Origin of the sequence: Rhizobium sp. CCGE 510 (assembly GCF_000292525.1) — a bacterium.
GTDB lineage: Bacteria > Pseudomonadota > Alphaproteobacteria > Rhizobiales > Rhizobiaceae > Rhizobium.
This window is the reverse complement of sequence record NZ_AEYF01000015.1, coordinates 168,046-188,282: the sequence shown is the minus strand read 5'-3', so window position 1 is coordinate 188,282 and position 20,237 is coordinate 168,046. Positions and strand designations below refer to the sequence as shown.

Here is a 20,237-nt window from a genome sequence, read left to right as displayed (position 1 = left end):
GAACAGGACTTGATGATGAACCCGATTGAATTGAAGAAGGCCGTCGGTAGCGGTCTCCTGTCGTTTCCGGTGACGCATTTCGACGATCAGCTGAAATTCGACGAGGCGAAGTACCGCCGCCATGTCGAGTGGCTTGCAGGTTACGACGCCGCCGCACTGTTTGCCGCCGGCGGCACGGGAGAATTCTTCTCCCTCAATCCGGCCGAGATCCCGCAGGTTATCCGGGCCGCCAAGGCCGCCGCCGGCAAGACGCCGATCATCTCGGGCACCGGCTACGGCACCTCGCTTGCCATCGAGATCGCCCAGGCGGCCGAAAAGGCCGGCGCGGACGGGCTGTTGCTGCTGCCGCCCTATCTGATGTTTGCCGAACAGGCCGGCCTCGTCGCCCACGTCAAGGCGGTCTGCCAATCGGTCGGCATCGGCGTCATCGTCTATAACCGCGACAACGCCGTGCTGACGGCCGAAAGCATCGCGCGGCTTGCCGACGAATGCCCGAACCTGATCGGCTTCAAGGACGGCGTCGGCGATGTCGACAAGGTCATCGAAATCACCACCCTGCTTGGCGACCGCCTGGTCTATGTCGGCGGCATGCCGACCCATGAGGTCTACGCCCAGGCCTATTTTGCTGCCGGCGTGACGACCTATTCCTCGGCGGTCTTCAACTTCGTCCCGGCGCTGGCCCAGCGCTTTTACGGCGCCCTGCGCACCGGCGATCAAGCGACCGTCGACGAAATCCTGAAGAGCTTTTTCTTCCCCTTCGTTGCCTTGCGCAACCGAAAGAAGGGCTATGCCGTCTCGATCATCAAGGCCGGCCTGCACGTCCTTGGTCAGAACCCAGGCCCGGTGCGCCCGCCGCTGACGGATCTTACCCAGGACGAGCTGGCGCTGCTGGACAAGATCGTGCAGGCCAACGGCGTCTCGCGGATCGCGGCGGAATAATACGTGAAAGACCGAGGGCGCGGCATTTCGCTCTCTATCAAGTGTCGCCCTCGGCTTTGTGCGCTGCCGGTGCGATCCATCCCTGAGGCTGCCCCTCATCCGCCTGCCGGCACCTTCTCCCCGCGCGCGGGGAGAAGGGACAAGCCGCAGACCTCTCCGTCCCCGCACGCCTCTCGTGTTTTACGGGGAGAGGGCTAGGGTGAGGGGCTGATCTCGCCGACCTCGCAGGCCGAGAATATCGTAGTCCCCAACAAATCCTACTTACAGCGCCACGCCGCTGCCGCGGTCGAAAACATGCACCTGATCGCTGGCAATACTTGCCTCGAACGCCGCGCCGTAGCGGACCGGGTATTCGCCGTCGACGATGGCGGTCACCTGCTGGCCGGCGAGATCGAAAACTACATGGGTCTGGGCGCCGGTGGGTTCGACCAGCATGGTGCGGCCGGCAAGCGGCGTGCCGTCTGACAGGCCGGGAACGAGATGTTCGGGGCGGAGGCCGATGGTGACGGCCTGGCCGAGCTTGACCTTGCGATCTGGCGCGATGCGGATCGCCGTGCCGTCCTCGAGGCGGGCGGCGGGCGCGCCGTTTTCGCCGTCGACGGTGCCGTCGAGCATGTTCATCGCCGGCGATCCGATGAAGGCGGCGACGAAGAGATTGGCGGGCTTGCGGTAAAGTTCGAGCGGCGTGCCCTGCTGCTCCACCCTGCCCTGATTGAGCACGACGATGCGGTCGGCCAGCGTCATCGCTTCGATCTGGTCGTGGGTGACATAGATCGAGGTCGTCTTCACCTTCTGGTGCAGCGTCTTGATTTCCGAGCGCATCTGCACGCGGAGTTTCGCATCGAGGTTCGACAGCGGCTCGTCGAACAGAAAGACGGCCGGATTGCGCACGACGGCGCGGCCCATGGCGACGCGCTGGCGCTGACCGCCGGAAAGCTGCGCCGGTTTGCGGTCGAGCAGCTGGGCGAGATCGAGCATGCGGGCGGCCTCGGCGACGCGGAGCTCGATCTGCGGTTTGGCGACGCCGGCGAGCTTCAGATTGAAGCCCATGTTTTCAGCCACGGTCATGTGCGGATAGAGCGCGTAAGACTGGAAGACCATGGCGATGTTGCGTTCGCGCGGCGTCATGGCGTTGACCACCTTGCCGCCGATGGAGATCTCGCCATCGGTGATTTCCTCGAGACCGGCGATCATCCGCAGCAGCGTCGATTTTCCGCAGCCGGACGGCCCGACCAGGGCGACGAATTCCCCATCCTGAATATCCAGCGAGATGCCGTGGATGACATCGACGGCGCCATAGGTCTTGCGAATATCGTTCAGTTCAACCGATGCCATAAATGCACCTCCAAAGGTTCGGCTCAGGACTTGACGGCGCCGGCGGTCAGGCCGGCGATGATGTGTCTCTGGGCGACGAAAAAGACGATGATGGTGGGAAGGATGGTCAGCGTGATGAAGGCCAGCACCAGCTGCCATTCGGTACCGTACTCGCCGCGATAGACCATGATGCCGAGCGGCCAGGGATATTTCGATTCGGAGTTCAGCATGATCAGCGGCAGGATGTAGCTGTTCCAGCTGCCGACGAAGGAGATGATGCTGACGGTGGCGACGATCGGCCGGGAAAGCGGCAGCGAGATATGCCAGAAGAAACCGAGATAACCGCAGCCGTCGACGAAAGCCGCCTGAAACAATTCTTCCGGAAGGTTGCGAAAGTAGTTTCTAAACAAAAGAATGCTCATGCCGAGGCCGAAGGCCACCTGCGGCAGCACCACGCCCCAATAGGTATCGAGCAGGCCGAGATCGCGGATGCGGATGAAGAGCGGCAGGATTGCGGTTGCGGCCGGAAACATCAGGCCGAGCAGGAAATAATTGAGTAGGAAGGACGAGCCGAAGAAGCGGACATGGGCAAAGGCGAAGGCGGCCATCGATGAGACGATCAGCGTCAAGAGCACGGTGAGTGCGGCGATCACCAGCGAATTGCCGATCTGCAGCCAGTAGCGTTCGCCGAACAGAATGTCGGTATAATTTGCCCATTGCCACTCTGTCGGCAGGCCGAACGGATTGGTGCGCAGGTCGCCCAGCGTCTTGAAGCCGCCGAGCGCCGTCGTCAGCAGCGGCACGAGTACGATCGCGGCAATCAGGCTCAGCGCCACGTAGAGATAGACGCGGGTGGAGGTGCGCATGCGGATGGAAGAGCTCATATCAGTCATGGCGCATGAAGATCCTTTTGTAACCGAAGGCGAGCGTCACGCAGATGATAAACAGCACGACGCCGACGGCGCTGCCGAGGCCGACCTGCATGCGCATGACGCCGTAGGTGTAGAGGAAGGTAACCATCGTCTGCGTTGAGTTGGACGGCCCACCGCCGGTGAGCGGCATGATCATGTCGAAGAGCTGCAGCGAGCCGACGACGGCAAAGAAAATGGAGAGGCGCAAGGTGGAGCCGAGCAGCGGCAGCGTGACGTAACGGAACTTCTGCCAACCGGTGGCGCCGTCGATTTCGGCTGCCTCCAGCACGCTCTTGTCGACCGATTGCAGGCCGGCGATGAACAGCATCATGTGAAAACCGAAATATTTCCAGACGATGACGCCAAGCACGGCATAGATCGCCAGATCCTTGTCGGCGAGCACGTAGGGGTTGGCGAAACCGAAAAAGCTGGAAATAGCGGCAAACAGGCCGTAATCGCCATCATAGACAAAGCGCCAGATCAGGCCGGCGGCAACGTCGGCCAGCACATAGGGCAGGAAGAAGATCAGCCGGTAGCCGACGACACCGGGAATGCGGTGGGCGAGCATGGTGGCGAGCCAGATGGCCAGCGGCACCTGAATGCAGATCGAGATGACGATGATCAGGCCGTTATTGAGCAGCGCCTGGGTGAAAGCCGCATTTCGAAACAGAACCTGGAAATTGCGCAGGGCGATGAATTCGGTCGGCGTCCCGTAGCCATTCCACTTGTAGAGGCTGTACCAGGCCGCCTCGCCCATCGGCATGATGACAAAGAGCGTGAACAGCAAGAGCGCCGGCGGCAGAAAGATCAACAGCACCGTCAGCCGGTCATGGGCGACCGAGCTCCTGCTGTTTGCGGCTTTTCGTGCCGGCCGTACGGCTGATGTCATCGATGGGACTGAAATATTGGCCATGGGTCCTGCTTTCGCATGTCGTCGGCAGCAATGCCGGCGCTCCCGCTCTTGGCTGGGAGCGCCGGGAAGGGTCTGCGGGCGCTGGTTATTGTTCCAGTTCGAAAGCGTCCTGGATCATCTGGGCGCCGTCCTTGGAATTCATCTGTCCGGAGACGATTTCCACCGACACGTCGTTGACGACACGGCCGACCGCGGCACCGAGATCCTGGTCGAAATAGTTCTGATGCCAGGTCGAGGCGGCAAGCTGTTTTGCCGATTCGGCAAGCAGCGGGTTGGTGACCCCATCACCGGCGCCGACAGCCACCGGCAGAAGCATGCCTGATTTGGCCATGGCCCGCTCGTTCTCGGCGCTGGTCAGGAAAGCCAGGAAATCGATCGCCTCCTTGGAGGCCTTGTTGGTGACGGCCCAGCCGTTCAGACCGCCCAGCGTATCCGTCGGCTTGCCGGCGCCGCCATCGACCGCCGGGAAGGCGAAACGGCCGATATTGTCAGGTGCGAGACCCTTGCCGTCACCGGCATTCTTGCGCTGGTTGGCTTCGGTATTTTCAAAGCCGAGGATGATCGCAGCCTTGCCGTCACCGAAAACGCCGAGCGCCTGCGGCCAGGTCGAGCCGAGATAGCCGGGCTGGAAGGGTTCAAGCTTTCCGAGTTCGCCGAGATCGTCGCCGGCCTTGATGATCGCCGGATCGAGGAAACCTTCGCCCTGGCCGGTCTTTGCCGCTTCGAAGACCTTCTGTCCGCCTTCGCGCATGACGAGATAGCTCCAGTAGAAGTGGATCGGCCACTTCTCGCCGCCGCCACCAGCGATCGGCACGATGCCGGCTGCCTTGATCTTCTTCACCGTGCCGAGAAAATCAGCCCAGTTCTTGATGTCCTCGGCCTTGACGCCCGCCTTGGCAAACAGCGCCTTGTTGTAGAAGAAGCTGACGAGGCCGACCTTGTAGGGAATGGCCCAGGTCTTGTTGTCGAAGGTCAGACCGCTGACCGAAGCAGGGCTATAGGCGCCGCGCAGTTTGCCGCCATCGGCATCGAGGGCCGGCGTCACATCCTGGAGCGCGCCGGTCTCGGATTGCTGCTTCAGGACGCCGCCGCCCCAGCTGAAGAAGAAATCCGGCACGTCGTCGGACTGCAGCAGCGTGGGAAGCTTAGCCTTGAAGGCCTCGTTTTCAAGAAACTGCATCTGGATATCGACGTCGGGATGCTGGGCTTCGTATTTCTTGACGATGTCTTCCCAGGCGGCGACATATTTCGGGTCGAGCTCAAGATGCAGCCACTTAACCACCGTCGTCGCGGAGGCAGCGCCTGCCCCGGCCAGCAACATACCGGCGGCGGCGGCCATGGATGCAATACGCCTGCCGCCCAGAGCGGCACTCTTCCTCATAAAATTCATGATTTCTCCTCCCAGGGGTCTATCCTCACAATTTTTCCCCTATGCGGATTAATTCACCGGAGCTTTCACCCAATGTCAACCCAATGCCGCTATTTTTATCAAATGCGCTTGACAGAGCCGAGAAATTGCCTGCTATTTATTTCGTAACCCGTTATAAATATTTGGGTTCCGCCCAACGAAACGCTTGCCTGGCTAGTTCTCATGAAGACCGCAGATCCCGAATTAATGCGCGCGATCAATCGCTTGAACGTGCTTGATACCGTCCGGCGCCATGGTCCGATCTCGCGGATCGAGATCAGCGAGCGTACCGAACTCTCCACCACCACCGTCTCCGCCATCACCGCCTCGCTGCTCGACGACGGGCTGATCCTGCCGCGTCACGAAGGCGATATCCGCAATGAGGCGGTGCGCGGCAGACCGCGCGTGGCGCTGGAACTCAATCCGGATGCGGCGCGTGTGGTCGGCGGCAAGATCGCCGCCAACCGGATGGTCTTCGTCGTCACCAATTTCCGCGGCGATGTGCTGTCGAAGCTCGCCTTGCCGATCCGCCTCGACCGGCAGCCGATCGGCGTCATTGCCGATCTGGTCGAAGATGGCGTCAGGCGCTGTGTCGTCGATGCCGGGCTTTCGCTTGAAGATGTCGACAGCGTCTGCCTCGGCTTTCCCGGCGTCATCGAGCACCGCACAGGCTATATCCGCAGCAGCCCGATCTTTCGCGACACCAATGTCGATTTCGCTGCCGAGATGTCGACGCGGCTTTCGACGCCGACCATCGTCGAAAGCGACGCCCATGCCATCACGCTCGGCCATCACTGGTTCGGGAAGGCGCGCGATCTCGAGGATATGGTGCTGATTTCGCTGGAGCAGACGCTGGGGCTCGGCGTCTTGCACGGCAACAGCCTGTTCCGCGGTGCCGGCGGCCTCAGCCACAATCTCGGCGACCTCGTGCTCGGCATGGGACCGAATGGCGTTGTGCGGCTGTTCAGCCAGGCCGGCGAAAGCGCCATTCTCGGCGAACAGCAGACCGATGGGCGTTTTGCCGAAGCGATCCGGCTCGGGCGCGGCATGAACCATGCCCAGGCGCTGATCAAGGCCGATGACGACCGGCTGATCGGCGCTGCCATCCGCGCCGGCGAAGCGGTCGGATTGACCATCGCCAACATCGTCACGCTGTTTGCACCGCCGCGGGTCATCCTTGTGGGATCGAGCCTGGCACTCGGCGAACCCTTTTTGAACAGCCTGCGCGATGCCTATGCGCTCGCGATTCCGCCCTCGTTGAAGGGCGTCAGCGAACTCGTCTTCGACGATTCGAGCGATGATTTCTGGGCGCAGGGTGCCGCCGCGGTAGCGCTCTACGAACTCTACGAATCGCCCTGGAGCACCACCGGGCCGGCGCTCTGACGGGCGTCACAATCACGATCAGATGGAGGAATTCATGGAAAGAGTCGGTATCGGCATCATCGGATGCGGCAATATTTCGGGCGCCTATCTCACGGCGATGGCATCCTTTACCATTCTCGACATCCGCGGCGTCGCCGACCTCAACCGGGAGCTTGCGGAGGCGAAGGCACGCGAATTCAACGTTCCGGTCAAGACTGTCGAAGAGCTTATCGCCGACCCCGAGGTCGAGATTATCGTCAATCTGACGATCCCGAAAGCTCATGTCGCCGTTGCGCTGCGGGCCCTCGAAGCCGGCAAACATACCTATTCGGAAAAGCCGCTCGGGATTAATTTCGCGGAAGGGAAAAAATTGGCGGAGGCCGCCAAGGCCAGGAATCTCCGCATCGGCGCTGCCCCCGACACCTTCCTCGGCGGCGGCCACCAGACGGCCCGCGCGCTGATCGACCAGGGCGTCATCGGCCAGCCGGTCGGCGGCTCGGCGAGTTTCATGTGCCCGGGGCACGAACGCTGGCATCCGAACCCGGCCTTCTTTTACGAAGTCGGCGGCGGACCGATGCTCGACATGGGTCCCTATTACATCACCGATCTCGTCAATCTTCTCGGGCCGGTCGCTCAAGTCGCCGGCTTTGCGACGACGCCGCGCACAGAGCGGCTGATATCAAGCGAGCCGCGCAACGGCGAACATATTCCCGTGCATGTGCCGACGCATGTCACCGGCATGATGCGTTTTGAAAACGGCGCCGTCGTCCAGATCGCCATGAGCTTCGACATCGCCGGCCATAAGCATGTGCCGCTCGAAGTCTACGGAACCGAGGGCACGCTTATTGTCCCCGATCCGAACAAATTCGGAGGCACCGTTGAATATCTGAAGAAGGGCGGAGAATTCGAGGACCAGCCGCTCACCGCACCTTATGCCGACGGCAACTATCGCTCGCTCGGCGTTGCCGACATGGCGCATGCGATCCGTTCCAACCGGCCGCATCGGGCCAATGGCGATCTGGCGCTGCATGTGCTCGAGGTCATGGAAGCATTCCACACCGCGGCTGCGACCGGCAGGACGGTGACGATATCAACGGCAACGGAGCGCCCTGCCCCCTTGTCCGATTCCATCGTCGACGGACGGTTGGCGAAATAAATTCAGGAGGAAAGACATGCGTGAAGCACTGATCGTCTGGGGCGGCTGGAGCGGCCATGAGCCGCAGGAATGCGCCGAAGTCATCAAGACCATGCTCGAGGAAGACGGCTTCAAGGTCTATCTCGAACACGGCACCGAGGCGCTCGCCGACCCTTCCGTTCACGATCTCAGCCTTGTGGTGCCGATCATGACGATGTCGAAGATCGAGAAGGAGGAGGTCAAGAACCTCGCCGCCGCCATCGAGAGCGGCGTCGGCATCGCCGGTTATCACGGCGGCGCGGGCGATGCCTTCCGCGACTCGGTCGACTACCAATTCATCATCGGCGGCCAGTGGGTGGCCCACCCCGGCAACATCATCGACTATACCGTCAACATCACCCGGTCCGACGATCCGCTGATGGAGGGTATTGCCGATTTCCCCTACACGTCGGAGCAATATTACATGCATGTCGACCCCTCGAACGAGGTTCTGGCGACGACCAAGTTCACCGGCGACCACGCCTACTGGATCGACGGCGTCGTCATGCCGGTGGTCTGGAAGCGCAAATACGGCAAGGGCCGCGTCTTCTATTCCTCGCTCGGCCACCAGGCCAAGGAATTCGACGTGCCGGAGATGAAGACGATTTTCCGCCGTGGTGCCAATTGGGCGGCGCGGTAGGGGCGAAGTTCGCTGGGATGCAGCCCCTCATCCGCCTGCCGGCACCTTCTCCCCGCGCGCGGGGAGAAGGGGATATGCCGCAGGCTCTCCGTCCCTCACCAGCGTCTGGTAGGGCACGTCCCCTCTCCCCGTTTTACGGGGAGAGGGTTAGGGTGAGGGGCAGGCCCCAATCTCAGCGCAGGATCAACGCTGTCCCGTAAAGCCCCAATGCAAACACCGTATGCGCCAGCAGATTGAAGCACCGGACCTTGTTCGGGGTCGGATGTTTGGAAGCGGCCCAGCCGATACCGAGGCCGGGCTGCAGCAGGAACCATCCTGCGCCGACGGTGAGAATTCCGAAGATCCAGGCGGGGAGGAATGTCGGGGCGGCGAGCCACGGCTGCCCCATGATCAGCGCAAAAATCACGCCATAGAGAATGCCGACGGCGTAGTGGCTGATCCAGCCGAGCGCCAATTCATGGGTATAGGGCTCGGCATCGGCGATGCTGTCGTGAAAAACCTTGCCGTTGCGAAGGTGCCAGAACCAGCGGCCGACGGGAGCCCAATTGGGCGCCGTCTGGCCGAAAACCTTGGTGAGCACGATCGCCCAGAGGTCCATGAGGATGGTTGCGCCGGCGCCGATTGTCAGGCCGCGCCACAGAATATCGAACATTGGGAATCACCGGAGAGCGTTGAATTGCAGAGGCGCCAGCAAACCATTGCCGACGCGTCGGCGCAATGGCTCCAGTGAATTCCTAGCCGCTTCCAGAGCTCGCGCAATGCTACCCCTGCCCCCGCCCTCTGCCCTGTGGGCGGCCGTCGTTGCTGCATCATCCGCAAAAAGGCATCGGTGCGGGCGCAAATTGATGCTTTTCGCGTGCAGCGATATTTTCTACTCACTTATCGAAACGGCAATGAGAGGCGCGGCGATGGCAATGCCATTTTACTGGAACGAACTGAACAGCTCCGATTTCGCCGGACTTTCGGCCGATACGACCATTGCCATCCTGCCGATCGCCTCGACCGAGCAGCACGGCCCGCACCTGCCGATCGCGACCGATGTGGCGATCGCCAACGGCATGCTGGCCGAACTGCGACGGCAGAAGCCCGACGACCTCGATTTCCTCGTGCTGCCGACGCAGGAGATCGGCAAGGCAAACGAACATATCTACGGGCCGGGAACGCTGTCGCTCGGCGCCGAGCTGCTCATTCCCGTCTGGACGGCCATCGGCGCCAAGGTTGCCGAAGCCGGCATTCGCAAGATGGTCATCGTCAATTCGCATGGCGGCAATGTCGACATCATGAGCATCGTCGCGCGCGAGTTGCGCGTCCGCTATCGGATGGCCGTCGTCTCGACGCAATGGGGCCGCTTCGGTCATCCCGAAGGCATGATCAGCGAAGACGAGTTGAAATACGGCATCCATGGCGGTGAGGTCGAGACCTCGCTGATGCTGCATTTCCGCCCCGATCTGGTGCGGATGGACAAGGCGCAGAATTTCACCTCCAAGGCCGAATGGATGCGCGGACAATCGAGATATATCCAGCCGCTGCCGCCGCATTCGCTTGCCTGGATCGCCCACGACCTCAATCCGGACGGCGTCGTCGGCGACGCCTCGCGCGGAACGGTGGAGAAAGGCGAAGCGATCTGCCGCCATCAGGTCAGGGGCTTCATCGAGTTGCTGTCCGACCTGAAAGGCTATCCGCTTTCCAACCTCTATTCACAATAGCGCCGGCGAAAGCGCTCTAACCCTTTAATTTAGAACAGGATTCATACTTTAGGCCGACCCGGCCTAAAATCATCCTGTTCTAAGGGGCGACAGGCTTTTCCATCGCGATATGACCTTTGGCCTGCAGTTCCTGCACGAGGCCGGAAAGTTCGGCGAGCAGATATTCGACGAACAGGCTGGTGGCGGAATCGAGCGGCGCACGGGCGCGGGCAAAAAGCTTCATCGACTGGTGGCGCGCATGCGGCTCGGCGATCGGCCGGAAGACCAATTCGCCCTGCCGGCACTCCGTGATGACGTCGAGCGGGTTCAGAATCGTCAGCCCCGCCCCCGATTTGACCAGCTTCTTCAACATCTCCGAGGCATTGGTTTCAAGCACCGGCTCGACATGCACGTCGAGGCGCGCCAGGGCCAGATTGATCACCTCACGCAGGCTGGTGCCCTGCTGAGCCAGCACCAGGCGTTCCTGGACGATGTCGGCAAGGTTGATCGGACCCGGACCGATCAGATGATGGCCGGGCGGCAGGACGACGCCGATAGGGATGTCGAAACTGCCGAGAGCGCGGATACCGGGCGTGGCCGGGATATTGAAGCCGAGGCCGATATCCACTTCTCCCGAAAGTACCGGAGTGACGGTCATCGTGCCGGCATCGTTGCGCAGTTGCATGAAGACGCGCGGATGCTCCGATTGGAAGCGGGAAACGATGTCAGGCAACGGCCCGGCAGCAAGCCCAACGGTGGTAACGATGCGGACCTTGCCGGCCTGCTGCATCTTCAGGCTGCGGATGCGGCCCTCCAGCCGCTCGTAATTCTTCAGCACCTCGCGAATATGCTCGATGCAGAGTTCGCCGGCCGCCGTCAGGCGCAGGCCGCGCGGCAGGCGTTCGAAAAGCGGCGCCCCCATCTCCGCCTCCAGTGCCAATATCTGCCGGTTGATCGCGGACGAGGCGACGTTCAAGCGCGCCGCCGCCTTGCGGATCGAGCCCGAGCGGGCAATCTCGTTGATATAGAGAAGCTTTCTGGAGTGCAGCATCGCAACCTCGTTGCATAAAATTGAAGCAGACAGCGCAAATTTGGCACAGGCCGCTGCTGAGATGCCAAAAAGGCATCATTGCGCACGAAATTTGATGCTTTTCAAACAGCAAAGCAATCGCTCCAATGAAGAAAATCCGACGTCATCACAGGCGTTGCGAACTCAAAAGGGGAACGCTGATCATGCCCAATGCACTGAAGAATACGGTCTTGTCCGCGCTCATGGGTTTTGGCGGCGCGCTTGCCGCTGCCGTTGCGGCGCATGCGGCCGACAAGGTAAGCTACGGAACGAACTGGCTGGCGCAGGCCGAGCACGGCGGTTTCTACCAGGCGGTCGCCGACGGCACCTATGCGAAACACGGCCTCGACGTCACGATCGTGCAGGGCGGCCCGAATGCAGCCAACAGCGCGCTGCTGATCTCCGGCAAGATCGATTTCTACATGGGTGGGCCGCAGGGCGAGATCTCGGCTGTCGAACAAGGCATCCCGATGGTCGACGTGGCGGCGATCTTCCAGAAGGATCCGCAAGTGCTGATCGCCCATCCGGATGCGGGTATCGACAAATTCGAGGACCTCGCCAAGCTCAAGACCTTGTTTCTCGGCAAGGATGGCTACCTCACCTATTTCGAATGGATGAAGGCGAACTTCAAGGGCTTCAAGGACGAGCAGTACAAGCCCTACAATTTCAGCGCCGCGCCATTCCTTGCCGACAAGGAATCCGCCCAGCAGGGCTACCTTACCTCCGAGCCCTACGAGATCCAGAAGCAGGCCGGCTTCGAACCGAAGGTCTTCCTGCTCGCCGATAACGGCTATTCGCCCTATTCGACGATGATCACCACCACGCAGACGATGATCGACAGCAAGCCGGATGTCGTCCAGCGCTTCGTCGATGCCTCGATCGAGGGCTGGTACAACTACCTCTACGGCGACAACAGCAAGGCGAACGAGCTGATCAAGAAGGACAATCCTGAAATGACGGATGGCCAGATCGCCTACTCCATCGCCAAGATGAAGGAATACGGCATCATCGAATCCGGCGACAGCCTGGACAAGGGCATCGGCTGCATCACCGACGCACATTACAAGGCATTCTTCGACGAGATGGTGGCGATCAAGGTATTCAAGCCGGAGACCGACTACACCAAGGCCTTCACGACCAAATTCGTCTGCAAGAACATCGGAATGGCGATGAAGAAGTAAAACGCCAACATCGGCCGATGGTCCGTCTGACGTGGCGGATCACATCCTCCCCTGGTGAACGAGACAGGCAATGCCCTTAGCAGAAGCCCAGGCCCTATCCCCGCAAGAGACGCGCAAGCGGCCGCTGGTCGTGATGCAGTCGGTCTCGAAGGCCTTTTCCAGCGGCACCGTCGCGCTTTCCGACATGTCGCTCACCGTCGAAAGCGGCGAGTTCGTCAGCCTGCTCGGCCCCTCCGGCTGCGGCAAGTCGACGGCGCTTCGCATCATCGCCGGCCTTGGCGACGTGACGTCGGGAACGATCGACTGGCCGAGCTCGCGCATCAATTCCAGAGGCCTGCCGGAGGGCGATATCGGCTTCGTCTTCCAGGAGCCGACGCTGATGCCGTGGAAGAACGTGTTCGACAATGTCCACCTGCCGCTGAGGTTGAGGCGGGTTTCGAAGGCGGCAGCGCATGCAGAGATCATGCAGGTGCTGACCACCGTCGGCCTCCAGGATTTCGCCAAAGCCTATCCACGCGAACTTTCCGGCGGCATGAAGATGCGCGTCTCGATCGCCCGCGCGTTGGTGACGAAACCGAAGCTGCTTTTGATGGACGAGCCCTTCGCCGCACTTGACGAAATCACCCGCCAGAGGCTGAACGACGACGTGCTGCGGCTCTGGAAGACGACCGGCATCACCGTCATCTTCGTCACCCATTCGGTCTATGAATCCGCCTATCTTTCGAACCGCATCGTCGTGATGAAGGCAAGGCCCGGCCGTGTGCATGCCGATGTTCCGCTGACCACCAGCCTGGAACGCGACGAGCACTACCGCACCTCGGAAGAATACCGGAAGGCGTGTGAGACGGTCTCCCTTTCGCTGATCGGGGCTATCAACGCGGCGGGAGAGCATTGATGCGTGACGAAACGGATATCCAGCCGCGGGTCCTTCACGCTGCAAATGTCATTCCCAATGCCGCAGGCGCAAGGCGCCGCGATCTCGCACTGCGCATCGCCATCCCCTTCCTCGTTATCGGCCTGCTGATCCTGATCTGGTACGCCTATGTGAAGCTCTCGGGCGTGCCGCCCTATATCCTTCCGGGTCCGGCCGCAGTCGCAAACGCCTTCGTGACGGACTGGGGCACGCTGGCGCCAGCGCTTTGGGTCACCACCAAGATCACCTTGCTGTCGCTGATGCTGGCCCTTGTCGGTGGCGTCGGCTTTGCGATCTTCCTGGTGCAGTCGCGCTGGATCGAGCTTGCCTTCTATCCGCTTGCCGTCATCCTGCAGGTGACGCCGGTCGTGGCGATCTCGCCGCTGATCCTGATCTATGCGCCGTCGACCCAGGTGGCGCTGCTGATCTGCGCCTTCCTCGTCGCCTTCTTCCCGATCCTTTCGAATATGGTCCAGGGGCTAAAGAGCGTCGACCACAATCTCATCAACCTCTTCGAACTTTACGGCGCCTCGCGCTGGCAGACGCTGCTCTTTCTCAAGCTGCCCGCCGCCCAACCCTATTTCATGACGGGCCTCAGGATCGGCGGCGGCCTGGCGCTGATTGCCGCCGTCGTCGCAGAATTCGCGGCCGGCTCGGCGGGCGCCGGCTCCGGCCTCGCCTTCCGGCTGCTCGAAGCACAGTACCGGCTCAACATTCCGCGTCTCTTCGCCGCGCTGCTGATGCTTTCCCTGCTTGGCGTGGCGATCTTCGCCGTCACCTCGTTCATTTCCTGGCTCGCCCTGCACCGTTGGCATGAGAGCAGCCTGAAACGGGAAAATTGATGACCCATTCCTTCCTTTCGCCACCCAATGCCGGCCGTTTCGTGCTGAGCAATGCGACGCTGCCTGCCGTCGCCGTCGAGGGATTTGACACGCCGGCGATCGAGGGGCTGGTCAAGGCGGATATCGTCATCGCCGATGGTGTGATCTCCGCGCTGCTGCCGGCAGGCGCGGCGCCGGTGGAATTGCCACGATCCGATCTGAAGGACGGCATGGTCTGGCCCTGCTTCACCGACATGCACACCCATCTCGACAAGGGGCATATCTGGCCGCGCAACGCCAATCCGGACGGCACTTTCATCGGCGCGCTGGACGCAGTGCGGGCGGATCGGGAGGCGTACTGGTCGGCGGCGGATGTCAGCAAGCGCATGGAATTCTCGCTGCGCTCGGCCTATGCGCACGGCACCAGCCTGATCCGCACGCATCTCGATTCGCTGGCGCCGCAGCACCGCATTTCCTTCGAGGTTTTTGCCGAGATGCGCGAGGCCTGGAAAGACAGGATCGCGCTGCAGGCGGTGGCGCTCTTCCCGATGGAAAATATGGCGGACATGGCCTATTTCGCCGACCTTGTCGCCACCGTCCGCGAAAATGGCGGGCTGATCGGCGGCGTCACCCGGATGACCGCCGATCTCGACAGCCAGCTCGATGTGCTTTTCAGGGCCGCCGCCGATAACGGCCTCGACGTCGACCTTCATGTCGACGAGAGCGACGATCCTGCCGCCGAGACGCTGAAGGCGATCGCGCAAGCCGTGCTGCGCAACCGGTTCGACGGCAAGGTGACGGCAGGCCATTGCTGCTCGCTCGCCAGGCAGGACGAGGAGACGGCAAAACGCACGGTCGAGCTCGTTGCAAAAGCCGGCCTTTCCATTGTCTCGCTGCCGATGTGCAACCTCTATCTGCAGGACCGCTATCCCGGCCGGACGCCTCGCTGGCGGGGCGTCACCCTGTTCAAGGAACTGGCGGCGGCCGGCGTTGCGACGGCGGTGGCCTCCGACAATACGCGTGACCCCTTCTATGGCTATGGCGATCTCGACCCGGTCGAGGTGTTGCGCGAGGCGGTCCGCATTCTGCATCTCGATCACCCGCTGGACACGGCCGCGCGCGTCGTCACCACTTCGCCCGCGGATATTCTCGGCCGGCCCGACAAGGGGCGCATCGCCGCTGGCGCGTTGGCCGATCTGGTGCTCTTCAGCGCGCGGCGCTGGAGCGAATTTCTTTCCCGTCCGCAGTCTGACCGCGTCGTGCTTCGCCGCGGCAAGGTGATCGACCGCAGCCTGCCGGACTATCGTGAACTCGACAGCGTCGTTGGAGCCTGACATGCCGGATTATCAGACGATCAAAGAGCAACTCGCAGGCATCGCCACCGAAGATAATCCGGCGCTGGTGCGCCAGAAGAGCCGCGATTTCTACTGGTATTCGCCGATCCTGAAGGCGCAGCTCGACAATGTCACGGCCGATCTCGTCGTCACGCCGAAAAACGAAGACGAGGTCATCCGGACGCTGAAGGTCGCCTTTGCGCACGGCGTGCCGGTAACGCCGCGCGGCGCCGGCACCGGCAATTACGGCCAGGCCATGCCGCTTTCCGGCGGCATCGTGCTCAACCTCGCCGCCATGGACAAGATCAAGGAGATCCATCCCGGCCGGGTGGTCTGCGAACCGGGCATCGTCATTGCTCAGCTCGACAAGCAGACCAAGGCCCATTCCGGCCAGGAACTGCGTTTCCACCCGTCGACGGCGCAGACGGCAACGGTCGGCGGCTTTATCGCCGGCGGCTCCGGCGGCGTCGGCTCGATCACCTGGGGCGGTCTGCGCGATCTCGGCAATATCCTGCGTCTGCGCGTCGTCACCATGGAGGCCGAACCGCGCGTGCTCGACCTGACCGGCTGGGACCTGCAGAAGGTCAGCCATGCCTACGGCACCAACGGCATCATCACTGAAATCGAAATGCCACTCGCCCCTGCCTATGATTGGGTCGACGTGCTTGTCGGCCATGACGACTTCATGGCATCGGTGCGCTTCTCGGATGCGCTGGCCAAATGCAATGGCATCCTCGTCAAGGAAATCGCGCCGATCGCGGCACCGATCCCGCACGATTATTTCACCCGCCACAAACCCTATATCCGCAAGGGCCAGTCGGTGGTGGTGCTGATGATCGCGCCACATTCGATGGATGCCTTCCTCGCCTTTGCCGCCGCGCACAAGGGCGAGATTATCTTCCGTTCCGACACGGTCGAAAGCATGAAAGGTATTCCGCATGCCTATGAGCTTGCCTGGAACCACACGACGCTGCGTGCCTTGAAGGTTGATCCCGGCTTCACCTATCTGCAGGTTCAGTATCCAGGGCCGGATCACGTCGCCAAAGTCGCCAAGATGGTCGAGATCTTCGGCGACGAAGTGCCTGGACATCTCGAATTCATCAGGTTCGACGGGCAGATCCAATGCTCCGGTCTGCCGCTGGTGCGCTATACCACCGAGGAGCGCCTCGAGGAGATCATCAAGATCCACCAGGATCACGGCTGCCCGATCTTCAATCCGCATCGCTATACGCTTGAAGAAGGCGGCATGAAGCGCACCGACAAGGTACAGCTCGCCTTCAAGCAGGAAACGGACCCGAGGGGGCTGCTGAATCCTGGCAAGATGATCGCCTGGGAGAATCCCGATTTCGATTTCAATGCCGGCAAGAATTATCTCTTCCCGCGGCTGGCGAGCGTCCTGGAGGCCTGATGAGAGTTCTCGTCCTTCATTCGCATCCAGTCGAGGAGAGCTACGGCAAGGCGCTCTACAAACAGACGCTGGAAAGCCTGCGTGAGGCCGGTCACGAGGTGGATGCGTGCGATCTCTATGCCGAGAATTTCGATCCGGTGCTCTCCCGACACGACCGGCTCGCCTATCACGACTATCCCGGAAATACCGCGCCGGTGAAATCCTATGTGGAGCGGCTGAAGCAGGCCGAAGCGCTGGTGCTGGTGACGCCGATCTGGAATTTCGGTTTCCCGGCGATCCTGAAGGGCTATTTTGACCGCGTCTGGCTTCCCGGCGTCTCCTTCGAACTGGTCGACGGCAAGGTGGAATCGCGGCTGCGCCACATCAGGAAACTCGCGGCGGTGCTGACATACGGCGCGACGCCGTTTCGCGCCTTCGCCGCCGGCAACCCGCCGAAGAAAATCGTCAAGCGTGTGCTGCGGGCGCAGATCAATCCGCTGCGGCCGGTCACCTTTCTTGCCCATTACGACATGAACAACTGCACGCCGGAAAGCCGGGCCAGGTTTCTGGAGAAGGTGAAGACGGCGATGGAGCAGTTCTAAGAGCTCCCGCGTTGGCCAAAGGACCGATCAAAGGAAATGCCTATGAAGAAGATTTTCAATCCGTCGTCTGTCCGGCGTCCGTTCGGAAATTACAATCACGGGCTGCTGGTGCCGCCGGGCGCCTCGCTGCTCGTGACTTCGGGGCAGCTCGGCATCGGTCTCGACGAGAAGGTGCCGGAGGATGTCGGCGCGCAGGCAGAACTTTGCTTCGAGGCCATCAAGGCAATTCTCACCGATGCGGAGATGAGCTTTGCCGACGTCATCCGCATCTCAGGCTTCGTGACGAAGCGCGAGGATTTCCCCGCCTATATGGCCATGCGGGATCGCTATACACTCGATCCGAAGCCGGCCTCGACGCTGATCATCGTCAGCGGCTTCACCCGTCCCGAATTCCTCGTTGAAGTCGAAGTCACGGCCGCCAAACTGTTTAGCTGAAGCGAGCGTGGGACGCGCCCTCGTCAGCCGCCCTCTCCCTGCGACTCGGCCGCGTTGGCGCCGGTATCGCCGCCGATATCCTCTGCAAACTTCCGCATCAGCCGCACCAGTTCATTGAAGTCGTGCTCGTCCCAGCGCTCGAAGATGGCGCGGCCGATCCTTTCGCGCGCCACGTCGATGCGGTCGGTCATCGCCTTGCCTTTCTGGCTGATAACCGCCTCGCGCACGCGGCGATCCGCAGCACTGCCGCGGCGCTCCACCAGATCAAGACTTTCAAGCTTGGCGACCTGGCGGCTGACGGTGGTGTAGTCGCGCCCGGCGCGGTCGGCAAGTTCGACCACCCCGATCGGACCAAGCCGCTCCACCGTGACCAGCAGCGGAAACAGGGCGCGATCGAGCGAAATGCCGGCCTCGCGGACCATCTGCTCATCACGCTGCGGCCGGTTCATGACGCTGACGATCTCGATCAACGCCCCATGCAACTCGCGCAGCTTTTCGGACATATGTGTATTTTGCACGTTTTTTCTTGACGTCATATCGACTCTCCTATTATGTGCATAATACACATATGGAGATGACAATGACACAGAATTCTACAGTCGACGTGCTGATATCAGGCGCCGGCGCGGCCGGCCTGACGCTGGCGATCGAGCTGGCGCGGCGCGGCGTCAGCTTCCGCCTGATCGAGAAATCGAACGACCCGTTCCGCGGTTCGCGCGGCAAGGGAATTCAGCCAAGAACGCAGGAGGTGTTCGAGGATCTCGGCATTCTTGACCGGCTCGTAGCGCTGGGCGGCGCTTATCCCCTCCAGCGGGAATATCGCAACGACGGAAGCTTCAGCGAGTCCGAAGCCGTGCTGCGTGAGGAGCCGACGCCCGCCGAGCCCTACCATCTTCCGTTGATGGTGCCGCAGTTCCTGACCGAAAGCGTGATGCGCGAGCGCCTGCTCGAACTGGGGCACCAGCCGGAGTTTGGCTGCGAACTCATCGGCTTCGAACAGGACGAGGCAAGCGTGACGGCGCGACTCAAGGGCCAATCCGGCGAAGAGACCATTCAGGCGCGATGGCTCGTCGGCGCCGATGGCGGCCGCAGCTTCGTGCGCCACGCGCTTGATATCGGCTTTCCCGGCAAGACGCTCGGCGTGCGCGCCATCGTCGCCGATGTGATGCTGACGGGGTTGGAGCGCGACGCCTGGCATCGCTTCGGCGAAGGCGACATGCAGCGACAGATCGCGCTTTGCCCGCTGGCCGGAACCGAGCTGTTCCAGATCCAGGGACCCATCCCGCTCGAAGGCGAAGTCGACCTTTCCGCTTCATGGTTGACCGCCTTGGTCGCGGAGCGCACTGGCCGCGACGATATTCACGTCCACTCGGTCTCCTGGGCATCGGCCTTCACCATGAACGCCCGGCTTGCCGATCGCTACCGGATCGGCCGCATCTTCCTGGTCGGTGATGCCGCCCACACGCATCCGCCGACCGGCGGCCAGGGCCTCAATACCAGCGTGCAGGACGCCTATAATCTCGGATGGAAGCTGGCTGCGGTCGCTGCCGGCGGCCCTGATGCACTGCTCGACAGCTATGAGGAAGAGCGCCGCCCGGTCGCCGCGGCGATGCTCGGTCTTGCCACAGATCTTCTCGACCAACTCAAGCGGGGCGAGATGCGGCGCGGCCGCGAGGTGCATCAGTTGGATATCGGCTACCCCGAATCCTCCATCGCGCTGGAAAAGCCGGAGCGACGCGGCGGCCTGCTGGCGGGCGAACGCGCGCCGGATGCGCCGCTCAAGGGTGCCGCCGGCCAGCGGACACGTCTGTTCGATCTGTTCAGCGGCGGCCACTGGACGCTGCTCGGCTACGAGGTCGGGCAAGTCACCGTGCCGCCGCGCAGCGGATTGCACATCCACAGGATCGGTCGGCGCGGCGATGTCGTTGATAAAGGCGGGCATTTCCAGGACGCTTACGCCTTGGCACCAGGCGACTGGGCGCTGGTGCGACCGGACGGCTATGTTGGCGCCATCGTCGGATCGGCTGATGCCTTGGCGCTCGAGGCCTATCTGACAGATGTCGGCCTTGGCGCATGATGCTTGGGCCACTTGGATCCGAATTCAATTTTTAGGCGGACCCGGCCTGAAGCCATCCTGTTTCAGGCCGCC

Annotated in this window: 20 protein-coding genes; 13 read left to right on the top strand and 7 right to left on the bottom strand. The window is 61.9% G+C overall.

Going from position 1 to position 20,237, the window contains the following annotated elements; translation table 11 throughout:
- Positions 1–12: 12 nt before the first annotated feature.
- On the top strand, positions 13–939 hold the full coding sequence (gene kdgD, locus RCCGE510_RS07965) for a 5-dehydro-4-deoxyglucarate dehydratase (RefSeq protein ID WP_007628834.1): 927 nt from the start codon (positions 13–15) through the stop codon (positions 937–939).
- 261 nt (positions 940–1,200) lie between these two features.
- On the opposite strand, the gene ugpC is transcribed toward kdgD, so the two are convergent.
- The 4 genes from ugpC to RCCGE510_RS07945 all read right to left on the bottom strand — a co-directional run bounded on the left by ugpC (position 1,201) and on the right by RCCGE510_RS07945 (position 5,467).
- Positions 1,201–2,274 carry a sn-glycerol-3-phosphate ABC transporter ATP-binding protein UgpC gene (gene ugpC / locus RCCGE510_RS07960; protein ID WP_007628833.1) on the bottom strand — a complete coding sequence of 358 codons (1,074 nt, stop codon included), beginning with the start codon at positions 2,272–2,274 and terminating at the stop codon, positions 1,201–1,203.
- A gap of 23 nt (positions 2,275–2,297) precedes the next feature.
- Entirely contained in the window at positions 2,298–3,146 is an 849-nt protein-coding gene (locus RCCGE510_RS07955; RefSeq protein ID WP_007628831.1) for a carbohydrate ABC transporter permease, read from the bottom strand.
- Complete coding sequence (locus RCCGE510_RS07950; protein ID WP_007628829.1) at positions 3,139–4,077, bottom strand: sugar ABC transporter permease; 939 nt, start codon at positions 4,075–4,077, stop codon at positions 3,139–3,141. Before RCCGE510_RS07950 ends, RCCGE510_RS07955 begins: the two co-directional genes overlap by 8 nt.
- An 85-nt stretch (positions 4,078–4,162) precedes the next feature.
- The gene (locus tag RCCGE510_RS07945) at positions 4,163–5,467 is read right to left on the bottom strand and encodes an extracellular solute-binding protein (RefSeq protein ID WP_007628827.1); all 1,305 of its coding nucleotides are present in this window, start codon (positions 5,465–5,467) and stop codon (positions 4,163–4,165) included.
- A 201-nt stretch (positions 5,468–5,668) separates the two neighbouring features.
- Here RCCGE510_RS07945 and RCCGE510_RS07940 point away from each other — a divergent pair, with 201 nt between their 5' ends.
- Genes RCCGE510_RS07940 through RCCGE510_RS07930 form a run of 3 tightly spaced genes read left to right on the top strand, consistent with a single transcriptional unit; the run spans position 5,669 to position 8,661 of the window.
- Positions 5,669–6,868: an ROK family transcriptional regulator gene (locus RCCGE510_RS07940; protein ID WP_007628824.1), complete on the top strand. Its 1,200-nt coding sequence runs from the start codon at positions 5,669–5,671 to the stop codon at positions 6,866–6,868.
- A gap of 34 nt (positions 6,869–6,902) precedes the next feature.
- Positions 6,903–8,003, top strand: a complete 1,101-nt coding sequence (locus RCCGE510_RS07935) for a Gfo/Idh/MocA family oxidoreductase (protein WP_007628822.1) — start codon at positions 6,903–6,905, stop codon at positions 8,001–8,003.
- 16 nt (positions 8,004–8,019) lie between these two features.
- Positions 8,020–8,661, top strand: coding sequence for a ThuA domain-containing protein (locus tag RCCGE510_RS07930; RefSeq protein ID WP_007628820.1), 642 nt, complete (start codon positions 8,020–8,022; stop codon positions 8,659–8,661).
- 172 nt (positions 8,662–8,833) lie between these two features.
- On the opposite strand, the gene RCCGE510_RS07925 is transcribed toward RCCGE510_RS07930, so the two are convergent.
- Positions 8,834–9,313 carry a DUF2938 domain-containing protein gene (locus RCCGE510_RS07925; RefSeq protein ID WP_007628819.1) on the bottom strand — a complete coding sequence of 160 codons (480 nt, stop codon included), beginning with the start codon at positions 9,311–9,313 and terminating at the stop codon, positions 8,834–8,836.
- A gap of 256 nt (positions 9,314–9,569) precedes the next feature.
- On the opposite strand from RCCGE510_RS07925, the gene RCCGE510_RS07920 reads away from it, so the two are divergent.
- Entirely contained in the window at positions 9,570–10,367 is a 798-nt protein-coding gene (locus RCCGE510_RS07920; RefSeq protein ID WP_007628818.1) for a creatininase family protein, read from the top strand.
- 79 nt (positions 10,368–10,446) lie between these two features.
- Here RCCGE510_RS07920 and RCCGE510_RS07915 read toward each other — a convergent pair whose 3' ends face one another.
- Entirely contained in the window at positions 10,447–11,397 is a 951-nt protein-coding gene (locus RCCGE510_RS07915; protein WP_007628817.1) for a LysR family transcriptional regulator, read from the bottom strand.
- A 221-nt stretch (positions 11,398–11,618) separates the two neighbouring features.
- On the opposite strand from RCCGE510_RS07915, the gene RCCGE510_RS07910 reads away from it, so the two are divergent.
- From RCCGE510_RS07910 to RCCGE510_RS07880, 7 genes are all read left to right on the top strand, one after another.
- Positions 11,619–12,596 carry an ABC transporter substrate-binding protein gene (locus tag RCCGE510_RS07910; RefSeq protein WP_240539640.1) on the top strand — a complete coding sequence of 326 codons (978 nt, stop codon included), beginning with the start codon at positions 11,619–11,621 and terminating at the stop codon, positions 12,594–12,596.
- Between the two features lie 70 nt (positions 12,597–12,666).
- Positions 12,667–13,491, top strand: a complete 825-nt coding sequence (locus RCCGE510_RS07905; protein ID WP_007628814.1) for an ABC transporter ATP-binding protein — start codon at positions 12,667–12,669, stop codon at positions 13,489–13,491.
- Entirely contained in the window at positions 13,491–14,351 is an 861-nt protein-coding gene (locus RCCGE510_RS07900; RefSeq protein ID WP_007628812.1) for an ABC transporter permease, read from the top strand. Before RCCGE510_RS07905 ends, RCCGE510_RS07900 begins: the two co-directional genes overlap by 1 nt.
- On the top strand, positions 14,351–15,664 hold the full coding sequence (locus RCCGE510_RS07895) for a cytosine deaminase (RefSeq protein WP_007628810.1): 1,314 nt from the start codon (positions 14,351–14,353) through the stop codon (positions 15,662–15,664). Before RCCGE510_RS07900 ends, RCCGE510_RS07895 begins: the two co-directional genes overlap by 1 nt.
- Before the next feature lies 1 nt (position 15,665).
- Positions 15,666–17,072, top strand: a complete 1,407-nt coding sequence (locus RCCGE510_RS07890) for an FAD-binding oxidoreductase (protein ID WP_007628808.1) — start codon at positions 15,666–15,668, stop codon at positions 17,070–17,072.
- Complete coding sequence (locus RCCGE510_RS07885; protein WP_007628806.1) at positions 17,072–17,653, top strand: NAD(P)H-dependent oxidoreductase; 582 nt, start codon at positions 17,072–17,074, stop codon at positions 17,651–17,653. Before RCCGE510_RS07890 ends, RCCGE510_RS07885 begins: the two co-directional genes overlap by 1 nt.
- Before the next feature lie 42 nt (positions 17,654–17,695).
- The gene (locus RCCGE510_RS07880; RefSeq protein ID WP_007628804.1) at positions 17,696–18,088 is read left to right on the top strand and encodes a RidA family protein; all 393 of its coding nucleotides are present in this window, start codon (positions 17,696–17,698) and stop codon (positions 18,086–18,088) included.
- Between the two features lie 23 nt (positions 18,089–18,111).
- Here the strand turns inward: RCCGE510_RS07880 and RCCGE510_RS07875 are convergent, their stop codons facing one another.
- Positions 18,112–18,624, bottom strand: a complete 513-nt coding sequence (locus RCCGE510_RS07875; RefSeq protein ID WP_037078087.1) for a MarR family winged helix-turn-helix transcriptional regulator — start codon at positions 18,622–18,624, stop codon at positions 18,112–18,114.
- Between the two features lie 44 nt (positions 18,625–18,668).
- Here RCCGE510_RS07875 and RCCGE510_RS07870 point away from each other — a divergent pair, with 44 nt between their 5' ends.
- Complete coding sequence (locus RCCGE510_RS07870; RefSeq protein WP_007628802.1) at positions 18,669–20,165, top strand: FAD-dependent oxidoreductase; 1,497 nt, start codon at positions 18,669–18,671, stop codon at positions 20,163–20,165.
- Positions 20,166–20,237: the final 72 nt, after the last annotated feature.

Excerpts from the sequence above, each read along its gene's own strand:
- RCCGE510_RS07890 (WP_007628808.1), top strand. The coding sequence starts at position 15,666 with ATGCCGGATTATCAGACGATCAAAGAGCAACTCGCAGGCATCGCCACC.
- RCCGE510_RS07925 (WP_007628819.1), bottom strand. The coding sequence starts at position 9,313 with ATGTTCGATATTCTGTGGCGCGGCCTGACAATCGGCGCCGGCGCAACC.
- RCCGE510_RS07955 (WP_007628831.1), bottom strand. The coding sequence starts at position 3,146 with ATGACTGATATGAGCTCTTCCATCCGCATGCGCACCTCCACCCGCGTC.
- RCCGE510_RS07940 (WP_007628824.1), top strand. The coding sequence starts at position 5,669 with ATGAAGACCGCAGATCCCGAATTAATGCGCGCGATCAATCGCTTGAAC.
- RCCGE510_RS07915 (WP_007628817.1), bottom strand. The coding sequence starts at position 11,397 with ATGCTGCACTCCAGAAAGCTTCTCTATATCAACGAGATTGCCCGCTCG.
- RCCGE510_RS07885 (WP_007628806.1), top strand. The coding sequence starts at position 17,072 with ATGAGAGTTCTCGTCCTTCATTCGCATCCAGTCGAGGAGAGCTACGGC.
- RCCGE510_RS07910 (WP_240539640.1), top strand. The coding sequence starts at position 11,619 with ATGGGTTTTGGCGGCGCGCTTGCCGCTGCCGTTGCGGCGCATGCGGCC.
- RCCGE510_RS07900 (WP_007628812.1), top strand. The coding sequence starts at position 13,491 with ATGCGTGACGAAACGGATATCCAGCCGCGGGTCCTTCACGCTGCAAAT.
- RCCGE510_RS07920 (WP_007628818.1), top strand. The coding sequence starts at position 9,570 with ATGGCAATGCCATTTTACTGGAACGAACTGAACAGCTCCGATTTCGCC.
- RCCGE510_RS07905 (WP_007628814.1), top strand. The coding sequence starts at position 12,667 with ATGCCCTTAGCAGAAGCCCAGGCCCTATCCCCGCAAGAGACGCGCAAG.
- RCCGE510_RS07930 (WP_007628820.1), top strand. The coding sequence starts at position 8,020 with ATGCGTGAAGCACTGATCGTCTGGGGCGGCTGGAGCGGCCATGAGCCG.
- RCCGE510_RS07935 (WP_007628822.1), top strand. The coding sequence starts at position 6,903 with ATGGAAAGAGTCGGTATCGGCATCATCGGATGCGGCAATATTTCGGGC.
- RCCGE510_RS07875 (WP_037078087.1), bottom strand. The coding sequence starts at position 18,624 with ATGACGTCAAGAAAAAACGTGCAAAATACACATATGTCCGAAAAGCTG.
- RCCGE510_RS07895 (WP_007628810.1), top strand. The coding sequence starts at position 14,351 with ATGACCCATTCCTTCCTTTCGCCACCCAATGCCGGCCGTTTCGTGCTG.
- kdgD (WP_007628834.1), top strand. The coding sequence starts at position 13 with ATGATGAACCCGATTGAATTGAAGAAGGCCGTCGGTAGCGGTCTCCTG.
- ugpC (WP_007628833.1), bottom strand. The coding sequence starts at position 2,274 with ATGGCATCGGTTGAACTGAACGATATTCGCAAGACCTATGGCGCCGTC.
- RCCGE510_RS07950 (WP_007628829.1), bottom strand. The coding sequence starts at position 4,077 with ATGGCCAATATTTCAGTCCCATCGATGACATCAGCCGTACGGCCGGCA.
- RCCGE510_RS07945 (WP_007628827.1), bottom strand. The coding sequence starts at position 5,467 with ATGAATTTTATGAGGAAGAGTGCCGCTCTGGGCGGCAGGCGTATTGCA.
- RCCGE510_RS07870 (WP_007628802.1), top strand. The coding sequence starts at position 18,669 with ATGACACAGAATTCTACAGTCGACGTGCTGATATCAGGCGCCGGCGCG.
- RCCGE510_RS07880 (WP_007628804.1), top strand. The coding sequence starts at position 17,696 with ATGAAGAAGATTTTCAATCCGTCGTCTGTCCGGCGTCCGTTCGGAAAT.